The sequence below is a fragment of the Mesorhizobium sp. WSM4833 genome, assembly GCF_055811095.1.
This window is the reverse complement of the sequence record NZ_JBVVQG010000033.1, coordinates 1-10,511: the sequence shown is the minus strand read 5'-3', so window position 1 is coordinate 10,511 and position 10,511 is coordinate 1. Positions and strand designations below refer to the sequence as shown.

At 57.9% G+C, this 10,511-nt stretch carries 7 protein-coding genes and 1 pseudogene; all 8 read right to left on the bottom strand.

Going from position 1 to position 10,511, the window contains the following annotated elements; translation table 11 throughout:
- Window positions 1-734: 734 nt before the first annotated feature.
- Window positions 735-1,778, bottom strand: coding sequence for a GntG family PLP-dependent aldolase (locus AC0L2D_RS31615; RefSeq protein ID WP_473544082.1), 1,044 nt, complete (start codon window positions 1,776-1,778; stop codon window positions 735-737).
- A 187-nt stretch (window positions 1,779-1,965) separates the two neighbouring features.
- On the bottom strand, window positions 1,966-4,668 hold the full coding sequence (locus tag AC0L2D_RS31610) for a lyase family protein (protein ID WP_473544081.1): 2,703 nt from the start codon (window positions 4,666-4,668) through the stop codon (window positions 1,966-1,968).
- Complete coding sequence (locus AC0L2D_RS31605; RefSeq protein WP_473544079.1) at window positions 4,665-5,720, bottom strand: cysteine synthase family protein; 1,056 nt, start codon at window positions 5,718-5,720, stop codon at window positions 4,665-4,667. The genes AC0L2D_RS31610 and AC0L2D_RS31605 overlap by 4 nt, the downstream gene beginning before the upstream one ends.
- A 10-nt stretch (window positions 5,721-5,730) precedes the next feature.
- Complete coding sequence (locus AC0L2D_RS31600; protein WP_473544086.1) at window positions 5,731-6,474, bottom strand: GHMP family kinase ATP-binding protein; 744 nt, start codon at window positions 6,472-6,474, stop codon at window positions 5,731-5,733.
- Between the two features lie 686 nt (window positions 6,475-7,160).
- Window positions 7,161-7,361: an acyl-homoserine-lactone synthase gene (locus AC0L2D_RS31595; RefSeq protein WP_473544084.1), complete on the bottom strand. Its 201-nt coding sequence runs from the start codon at window positions 7,359-7,361 to the stop codon at window positions 7,161-7,163.
- Between the two features lie 961 nt (window positions 7,362-8,322).
- A pseudogene (locus tag AC0L2D_RS31590) lies at window positions 8,323-8,784 on the bottom strand (IS66 family transposase).
- Between the two features lie 306 nt (window positions 8,785-9,090).
- Window positions 9,091-9,333, bottom strand: coding sequence for an IS66 family insertion sequence element accessory protein TnpB (tnpB, locus tag AC0L2D_RS31585; protein WP_473544077.1), 243 nt, complete (start codon window positions 9,331-9,333; stop codon window positions 9,091-9,093).
- Between the two features lie 88 nt (window positions 9,334-9,421).
- Window positions 9,422-9,685: a transposase gene (locus AC0L2D_RS31580; protein ID WP_473544075.1), complete on the bottom strand. Its 264-nt coding sequence runs from the start codon at window positions 9,683-9,685 to the stop codon at window positions 9,422-9,424.
- Window positions 9,686-10,511 lie beyond the last annotated feature (826 nt).

The following is a 10,511-nucleotide window of genomic DNA, read 5'->3' as shown; positions in this document are numbered from 1 at the left end:
AGCTCCACCTTCCAGGAGTTGGAGCCTCCGATCAACCCGGAGCGGTTCACTAGCCGCGGCAGGGTCGCTACCGGGCCGGAGTTGCAAACCCTTGTCCCACAAGCAGAGCTGAGCCTGCTACCGCCTGAGGGACCGTAACGGCACAAAAGCTCAACCCAATGGGCGCGAAGCGGACGATGATGACAAGCCAGTCACGATGTCCATCTGCTCGCCCTTGGCGACATACATGTTGGGCGGTCCCTGGCCAAGCTCTGCTGGTTGGGCGCAGCGCGTGACGCGTGTCCGAGCCTGACAACAGGGGCAAACATGTTGGGTTCAATACAACCGGCCAAATTCGTTGCATGGTGGGTTTAACATCGGGTGGATCTTTCAAGGAATGCTAGCTTGGTGCGGTCGACGGAGACCGCATCCCGTGGTTTCGACGAGACGGTCAATGGGCTGTTGCTTCAAGCGTAAAGTCCGAACATCGTTGCTAGATCGAAGAGAAAAGATTTGTCTCAAAAGCATCGACTGATGAAAAGTGGACTATACTACGCTATGCGTTCAAGAACGCAGCCAGCTTTCGACCATCCCCTCCTGTCAAGCAAGGCCATGCTTTCTGGTCGAAGACCAGGGCTCGCATGATTTGGGCCGTTCGAGCAGCACTGTGGGTTGCCACGGAGGCGACGGATGCAGTTTAGCGACACGGGAGCCGCTCTCCGCCGGAATGGATCGCTGATATAGATGACCGTATGTCATAGTGGCTCCGCCTGCAGGACCGATCGAATGGCGCGTGCGGCCGGGGCTATATCGTCATCGGTGACGAGATAGTGGAGGACGGCGCGAACAACGCCTTCGCGGAGCGTTCCCATCCGGACACCCCGCTGCAACAGCGCCGCTAGGAAGTCTGGGACCGACAGACCGTCCCATTCGAGTCGGAAGAACACCATGTTCGTGTCAACCACCTGCGGCTCAAGGCAGATGCCGGGAATGTCGCGAATTTTCTCCGCCAGTAACTGCGCGCGCCGGTGGTCTTCGATTAGCCGGTCCACCATAGTCTGAAGCGCCACGATACCCGCGCTGGCCATGAAACCAGCTTGGCGAAGGCCGCCTCCCACAAGCTTCCGATAGCGCTTCACCCGCTCGATGAAGGGCCGTGGTCCGCACACCATCGAGCCGAACGGCGCGGCGAGTCCTTTCGACAGACTGAACATGATCGAGTCGACATCCTGCGCAATCTCTGCCGGCGACCTATTCGAGGCAATCGCCGCGTTGAAGATGCGGGCGCCATCGAGGTGCAGCGGCAGGCCGTGCTCGTCGGCAAGTTTGCGCACCTCCGTGATATAAGACCCAGGCAGGACGCGCCCGCCACATTGACAATGTGGGTTCTCCAGCACAATCACCCCGGGGGGCGCGCACTGATAATCGCTCTTGTCGCGGATCGCCGAGCGCAGTTTATCCAACGACAGCCGTCCGTCAGGTTCTGTCGGCACGGGGTGCATGACGAGGCCGCCCACCACCGAAACGCTGCCGGCTTCGAAATCATAGAGATCAGAACGGTCGCCGACGATCACCTCTTGGCCACGGGAACTATGCGCCAGCAGGGCGACAAGGTTTCCTTGACATCCGCTCGACATGAAAGCCGCGTCCTCCTTGCCCAACATTTCGGCCGCCAACGCTTCCAGGCGGTTTAACGTCGGGTCTTCACCGTAGCCGGCATCGCCGACTTCCGCGTTAAACATCGCCTGCCGCATCTCCAGGGTGGGGAGGGTTACAGTGTCGCTGAGTAGATCGATCATAATTCTCCTCCTGGGGTGGCGTCAGCGATCCCTGTCCGCCAGACGCAACTTCGGCGTAGTCTCGTAGGTAGCTGGTTGGATTGGGTATGTCGGCTGCAGCCGCCGCGCCGTTCTAGCAGTGCAGTGATCCCCCGATCGATATAGATTTACCGTGCTGTCTATATATATCCAATATATATATCCACCTTCAGGTGGCTTGATTAGTATCAATGAGTTCTTTCACCCTCTGTTTGCGGTGCACCTCAGCGTGCGCCCAGCGTTCCGATATGGCCCGGCATTTTAGTTGCATCTCCCGAAAGAGCGATTTTGCTACGGAAAGCTGGTCGTCGGTGGATCTTTTTCCGGGTCCTCCTCCGAACCGCAGAGCGTCTCTGCATTCTTCGAGACTCGTGGGTAACACGCCAGCGAGTTGGCTGGCCAGCTCCCTTCGGCGCTCCGTCCCGCTGCTGTCCTGAGACACGCGCCTGGCAATCTCGCCAACTAGTGTGTGGGCCTTTCTGAAAGGAATCCCTCGTGACGCCATCCGTTCGGCGGCGACGGCCGTCATCGATGAGCCATCTTCCAGCTTTTCACGCATCGACCTCACGTTGAAAGACATGGACTTCACGATGAGCGACATGAGAGTTATGGCCCGCTTCAGGGCGTCTTCTGCAAGACCCAGAGGAGAGCAGCCGTAGTTGCTTGCCTCGATCGAGTTGCTGAAAGGCGATTTGCAGGTGGCTGTTGCCGCAGAAACGTAGGCTCCAATCACAGTGCTCGCCGACCCCTTGATGTGTTCAAGCAGGAACGGGTTCTTCTTTTGGGGCAACATGGAAGAGCCGCCGGCAAGATTATTAGGAAGGTGAATGAGAGCGAACTCCCGCGTCGTCCAAACCTGCAGGTCCTGAGCAACGCGACTGAGCAAAATTGAAATGCCAGCAAAGACTGAAAGCCCTTGCAACTGATGATCACGGCTTGCAACCGCGTCAAGTGAGTTGAATGACGGCAGTTCGAATCCCAGAAGATTCGCGGTTTTCAAGGAATCTATAGACACGCTAGTGCCACCACCGGCACCAGCTCCCATAGGGCAGTTCCCGATGTCTTCCAGCAGGCAATGGAGGCGCTGCCGCTCGCGCCCCAGTGCGAAGCAGACGCCGAGCAGGTAGTGCCCTGGCGACCCGGGGAGTGCAATCTGGTATTGACTGTACAAGGGAGCCAGAAGTCTCGATGCCTCTTCCGCTTGCTGAAGCAGGGCATCCTGTGCAATTCCTATTTCTCGCGAGATGGAATATGCGGCGTCCCGAAGGACCAGGAGAGAAATCGTCGCGTTCAAGTCGTTGCGGGACCTCGCAAGGTGCACCCAGCCGGCCGTTTCCAGACCAGCTCTGGCGGCAAGTTCGGCCTCATAGGCCAAATAGAGGCCACGTGGAGCATCGCGGCCCTCCAAAGACTGAAAGCCCTCATCCTGGAGGTCCGAGATGTGCTTGAGGAGATCGGCGGCGACGACCTGGCTGACTAAGCCCTGGTCCGCCAGCATCACTAGATGTGCTTCGTCAACTGCCACCTGGTATTGCAGAAGCCGACCATCACGTGAGACGTCGATGGGCGGAGCGAGCAACTTCAACGCTTCAGGATGCAAAACCCACGTACCCTCGTCTGACCCAGCGTCTTGCTTGTTGTCCGATTCGTCAGTAGCCATCTCGATATCTATCACAAGGGAATCGATCATCCTTTCAGCTGCCGCTGCAGCGGCGTAGAGTTCGTCAGCTACGCCTACGGCGTAGGCTACTCGGTCTCTGAAGTCGCCGCGCGTTTGAACTTCCTCCCGCTCAGATTTCAGAAGCCCCGCTTCCGGCACTGTCGGTCCTGGATTTCGAGAAAAGCTCAGGCGTTTGAGCTTCCCGGATCTGTGAGCAAGTCGGAAACGGATGGCTCCCGCTCTTTCGCCCGCGCAGGGAGGCGTGAAACCTTCTCCCGCATAAAGTTTGATGACCATGTCCAGGATTGACGTACCTAGGACGTGCGACAGCATGACTGGTATCATTCCTCCGGCCAGTCTGGGATTGACCTCAATTATGACCGGGCCCGACTCCGCTATCACGAACTCTACATGAGCTGGTCCGAACTCCAGGCCAAGCGCAGATACCGAGCTGACGGCGAAAGAGGCCAATTCCTGGATGGAGCTCTCCGGAAGCGGGGCCGGGAAGTCGTGCCCGACCTCAACGAAGCAGGGAGGTGGTCCCTTATGCTTGGCAAGAATTCCAAGGCAATGCAGCGTCCCATTGTACGCAATTATCTCCGCAGAGTATTCCTTGCCCTCTATATATTGTTGGATAAGCACGTCAGGGCTGCGCAGACCTACCTGATCGAGCAATGCGCCCGTTGCACTCTCATACGCCTTGATGGCGGCTGCCTCGCTATCGCATAATCTCACGCCGCTACTGCCACTTCCGGACACCGGCTTCACGACCACTGGCAGAGTAGCCTTGGCAAGAATGTTCTCCACGTCTCTGACGGAAGTAGCCAGTCGAGTTTCAGGGATCGCGATTGATTGTCGCCGTAGCTCGGCCGCCTGTTTCCATTTGTTCCGGCAGGTAGCTATAGCCTCAGGATTCGCTGTTGGTAGCCCCATCGTCGTCGCAGCACTTGACGCTGCTTGCACAAAAAATTCCGAGGACGAGTATATTCCTGTCAGCCTTTCCAATTTGGCGGCGACCCCGGCGAGTTCGTCCGGACTACGCGTTTCAGCTTCGATAATGTGAGCGACGGTGTCTTTAAGAAACGAATAACGCGCAGGATTGCGCGTAGCGAGATACGGTTCGAAGCCCAAGAGTCGGGCTCGCTTGATCAACAGTTCGCCGGTGCCCGTTGTGTTGCTTTCCACGAAAAGGAAGCTACCTCGGTTCATCATGTATCGTCTCCCAGTACGTTAAGGACAGCTTCCCGGCTTTTCCGATTCCAACGATATCGGTTCCATGGCGGGAGAGCGGTCGAGGGATGCTCTTCGCTGGCCGGCGCGTCTAGAACACCTTCGTGTAGACATCCGCTCTGCTTGAGCCATTCGAGGTCATAAACAGCTTCGGCGTAGCGGTGGCCTTCATCAGGACATATGACGACTACGGTTTCTGTTGGATACTGCCGAGCGTGCCAACGCCCAACGATGTAGCTCGCTCCTGAGGTCGGACCTGCGAAAACAGCGTGGCGCTCGTGGAGAGTATGCGTTGCAGCAAATGCGAGAGGAGCCGAGATGAGATGCACCTCGTCATAGAATTCATGCTTCACGTTCATGGGTACGAGACTGTTCCCCAGGCCCCGCAGTTTCCGTTCGCCATCCGGTTGGCCAAAAATGACGCTATTGAAGGTGTCCACTCCGATCAGGCGCGCGCCAGGGGCTTTTTGCCGGAGGCGCTCTATCGTTCCGCAAGTAGAGCCTCCTGACCCCACAGAACCGACCAAAACGATGTCGGCGCCCAGCATCCCCGATATTTGATCGGCGAAAGGTTTATAGCCTGCGGGGTTGTCCGGTGTTTCGTATTGTCGGGGCCAGAAACAGGAATGACCCAACTGACTCATCCTCGCGTGTAATGCGTCCAGCCGGCTTCTTTGATAGCCACCCTGCTTGGCCTTTTCAGTTACTATGACGACTTCAGCTCCCAGGGAGCTCAACCTGTTTTCCAGAGCTTTGTCCATCACTGGGTCGGTGAAAATTTCGAGCGGGAATCCACGTTCTCGGCAAACTACGGCCAAACCCAGTGCGAAGGTTCCGCTTGATGTTTCGAGAACTTTCATGCCGTGCTTCAAGGTCCCTCGAGCCAGCGCCTGCTCAATTATGTGCTTTGCAGGAAGAAGCTTCATGAATGCAAACTGCGCAAGAAAGACATTCGCCTCACAACTGATTATGGTTGGCAGAGCATATGCGTCAGAATATCCGAAGAATGGCAGGCTTTTGCGGGCAGCGTCCATATCTGTTACCTCATCCGCAGCTAGTCATTGTCAAGTACATTTTGGGAGAGTTGTTGAATGACGCTACGTCGGCCATAGTGGACCGAAGCTGCCGTGGGAAGTCAGGCGCTGTTCGATCAAGCAAGATTCCAATCATTGTTCCGCTATGCGCGACTATTACTCCGAGAGCGCCAGCGGATTCGCATGCTTTCACCATCGATTTCAGATGTCTCTTTGGAGTCCGCTCCTGATGCAGGAGGGCGCTGGCTGTGGCTATTTTGCCTATCGTTCCCGTATCACCTCGCGGAATTGCTGTCCGTGCGCTGTCTAGGAGTTCTTGATATTCTGCTCTTCGGCTGGCGGAGATTTCACCTCGCTGTTGGTCATAGTCGAGGGTTTCGACCGTCCCTCCTTCATCGACACCTACGATCGCAAGTGGGGGCATTTGGCCAATGAAAGAGAGAAGGCTACATGATCGCTGTTGATATGCGACAACACCGGGGTACATGACCCCGTCAGATGGCTCAATGTCCGCCATTAGCTTCTCGACCAACGATGTCTGGATTCTACGGTTGAAGCACCTTGCGATTGATCGTGCAGTTGCGACAAGATCGGCAGACGAACTCGCGAGTCCTTTGCCTTCGGGGAGCTCAGATTCCAAAAGGAGGATCCCTCCTGAGGCGCCGAGCGCAATCACTAGATCCTCAGCCAGTCGTTTCGCTTTGACTTTATGTAACGGATAAACTGTTACCAATCGTGTGCCTGCAATTGGCATGAAGCGAGCTCGCGCAAAGAGCGCGATGGGCATAGTGACCAAAAAGTGAGGGTCGAACGGAACGGAAGCGACCGGCAACTGGCCTTGCAGCAACTCGCCGAATGTGCCGCAACAAAGAGCGTCGCTAGAATGCACTCTTGGCGGCTGCCCCTCCTCGGCGAAAATCTCGGCCGCATCTGCGCTATCGAACCTCTGGTGATATATGTAAGGCCGCCAGACTTCATCGGCGGCCGCTTCTAGAAGTTCTCTATTCCAGATGTTCGACATATCACTTTCCTGTCATGTATATTGAAATGTGATTTCCTGATATGGCACATAACCTGTATCATCCGAACAGGGCTCGCGTTTCGGACGGGGATACCTTCAGGACCTGGTACCCAGCCCAACTTCGCGACGGATGCAGTGCCTGCGAAGATTGTGCAGTGCCCAAATTGCATTGGGGGCCAAGGGATGATCGTACAGCCCGCTTTTTCTAGGATACTGTTCATGCGAGTGTCGAACACCGATACGCCGTCCTCCCCGCGAGTCCGAGTTTCCAGACCCGCCAAAAGCAACCGTCGGCAGGCTGAGCCGAATCTTGGTGAGAGGGTGGGTGTCTTTTGTATCGACAGCAAAGCACGTGCCTTCCCAGAGTTTTGGAGGAGGTGCGGACTTCGCGGCAAGCAGGGCAACAAAGGTGTCACCGATTAGACCCGGTTGTGCGAAGCGGCTCGAAAGCAGGCGGCAACTTCTTTGCGGCTCCGGTCCCAGCATATCAAATGCATGGGATTCGCCAGGTCAAGGTGGTCATGTTCCGTTCCGACAACGCTTGAGACATTCGACTTCCAACTGTCAGCGAAAAGCCTGCGCCGCAGTCGGAACATCGGGTCCAGAACGTTGTCGGCCACATTGCCGCGCCATGGATCAGAAGCTGATACATTGTCATTCTCCAATCGATACCTTCTGCTCAGCGTCAATAGACCTAACGTGCGGTTCGAAGTAGCTACCAGTTTCGGTAGTGGGATAGACGATGCGTTTTGGACGCGGATCGGGGCTGCGGGCCGACGGGTGCGATCAAGGTAGTGGCGACAAAGCCAGTCGATTTCCGCAATTATGTGGAGCCCAAGACTTTGCTGAATCCGCAGCGGCAATTCCTTTCCGACTGCGCTGTTTCAGAAATGATACCAGAGGTGATGATGAATAGCCGATTGAGCGATGAGCTGAGACCCAAGTCTCCTCCGGTTTGAGGGAGAGTCCTGAGTTTCAGTGCTCTGAGACCGAGGATTTGGATCGCCGGCTGGTGAAGTTTTCGGCTCCGAGCATGGCAACGGCTGGTTGCGTCAATGGCGTTGTCTTCGATTTGCCGAGTGAGGATGATCCTCGTTGTACAAATCAGCGACGCAACAACCACGGGACCGGCTCGGAGAGCGCGAGCTTCTCCATCCATGGCATCCTGGGGAGCGCCAAGTCCATATTCACGAAGTGATCGATCGGAAGTAAGCGCCCGATCATGAAACCCAAGGCTCTCTTATCGGCCATCGTTTGACCGCTGCCGCGATTGGCTTTGTGCTCGCGATGAAGTCGGTCAGGCATTCGAGGCCGAAGTCTGTGAAAGCAGGGTTCTGCTGATCGTAGGACCCGTAGACCCAGAGGCAACCGTCCTCCGGTGCCGAGCATTTCGGCGGCGAGCGGGAGGGTGTAGACCTGGGTGATAGCAGCCACGGTCAGGCCGCCAGTCTGGTGCCGGATCGGGCGCGCCGGTTCCAGGGGAGATGCTCGTCGAGCGATTGGCCGGATGGTCGCTGACGCGGCCGATCAGGTCGGTGAGATAGGCCTCTGGATTGATGCCGTTCTACTTACAGTTCTGGATCAGGGTGTAGAAGACCCCGGTGCGCTCGCCGCCGGAGTCCGAGCCACAAGCGTCAGGGGGCGGATCGCCCGTTCGGCGGCATTGTTGGTCATCTCGAGACGGCCGTCTTTGGTGAAGAGGCAGAGCGCGTCCCAGCGATTGAGGCTGTAGCGGATAGCCTTGGCGAGGTCCCCTTGCGGTTGATCCTGCCCAGGCAGGCCTCCAGGTAATTCTTAAGGTCGGCCGACATGTGGCACTCTTTGAGCTTGGCGCGCAGCCAGGCGAACAGCAGCGCTTCGGCCATTGATCTCGCGCTCGACGGTGGGATCGCTGTTCTCCAGCGCCTGACGTGCGATGGGCGATTTGGTCTCAGCGTGCTCGTCGAACAGTTCGCGCCTGGCATGGGTCCAACACGCGGCAATACGCGGCTGGCCCCAGGCGCGGCCGGCCGGTGATCGGATCCGGTCCGTAGAGCTTGTCAAAGCCGGCTTAGGGGTCGGCGTGCAGGAAGCCGGACGTCGGTGCCAGCAGGGTTTCTAGATATGCAGCGTCTTGGCGTAGAGCTCGGCCTGCAAAGCCGCTGCGAACGCGCAGCGCGTCCGGATCCGACGGGAATTCCGCAGTGGCGAGAGACATGCCGGCTTGTAGCAAAGTCATGACTCGTGAGCGAGATTAAGTCCCTTGAATCAGGAACTTATTTAGATGGATTCGGGGACGCGTGACCGGTTCCGGCGCGACTGTCCACCGCCAGTCGATCCCTTCAGCGAGCAAGGCCAACTGAGCCGGTGTCAGTAGAAGCTGGCCTGGCACGATCGACGGCCAAACGAACTTCCCTGCTCCAAGCGCTTGTCGAACAGACACAGCCCACTTCCGTCCCAGGCCAGGATCTTCAAAATGTCGCCGCGCTTCCCGCGGAACACAAACGCGCGCCCCGAGAACGGATCGGTGGCCAGCACGTCCTGGACCTGGGCGGCCGAGCCATCCATCCCTTTGCGCATATCGCCTGGCTGCGTCGCCAGATAGACCCGCACCCCAGACCCGGGCGCGCGATCATGCCGCCGCCTTCACAGCCGACAGCACCCGCGGCAGCGCCGCCTCGCTGACCTCGGCGTCCACCTCTCAATCACACCGCGCTGTTCCGCCCCAGCCGCCGCGGCTGGTGCAGCAGCTGGCACGCTGCTGATGACCTCGATCAGGATCAACTCCAGCGGCAAAGCCGTCGACGCCCGGCGGGCGCATATGCCGGCGCCGGGTAAACAACAGGTTTGCATTGATGTCGTACCGCCGCGCCACCAGCGACACCGCCGCCCCGGGCTCACAGCTCTCAGCCACCAGACGCTGCTTCTCTTCGAGCGTGTATGACCTGCACCGGCGGGCGCGCACCGTCTCGCCGCGAGAATCTTGGCCGCCACTGCCCGTCGCGATCGTGTCCGTTAAACCCCGCTCGTGGAAACTATCTTCAGCGTCCGGAGCCCGACCCCTATCCGGCTCGATCCTCGCCACGGAAGACGGTCGTCACCGGACGCTTACAATCGGAATGACGCGGCAGTCTTCTGCTGTAGCGTTTTCGGCCAGGCCTCGGGTCGGTTATTGGAAGTCCTGGCTTGCATGCTCGATCGGATCCTCAGCAAGAGTATAAGAGTTTCTCCGCACGTCGACCTTGCCGCGCTGGGCACCCCCGGCGAAGGGGGCTGACCATCAGCTTCAGGCTTGGGCATCAGCGGTTCGAACTGCTCCCACTCTTCATCCATCCAATCAGGCGGGTAGCGCTTGGTCTTCTTGGCAATTCTGGCATCCGGCCACGGCTCTGCTCTGTCCACATCCACAGCTTGATGGGGTGGACGGCCCCGACCCAGCGGCATCGCAATGTATAAGATGGCGTTGTCAAAGGACCAGCAGAGGGAAGAAACTGTCCTCATGCAAGTTATCACGATTGGATTGGATATCGCCAGAACGCCTTTCAAGTTCACGGCGTCGATAATGCTGGAAACGCAGTGCTCCGTCGAAAGTTCGCGATCAGCTTATCCCGTGCCTTCGCGATATGCAGCCGTGCCTCATTGGCATGGAGGCCTCCGCGACGGCGCGCCATTGGGCGCGGAAGTGCCGGAGGCCGCAAAAAATAGGCCGAACACATAAATGCACCTGACCGCTTCAGTATTGTGAACCGCTCCGGGTTGATCGGAGGCTCCAACTCCTGGAAGGTGGAGCC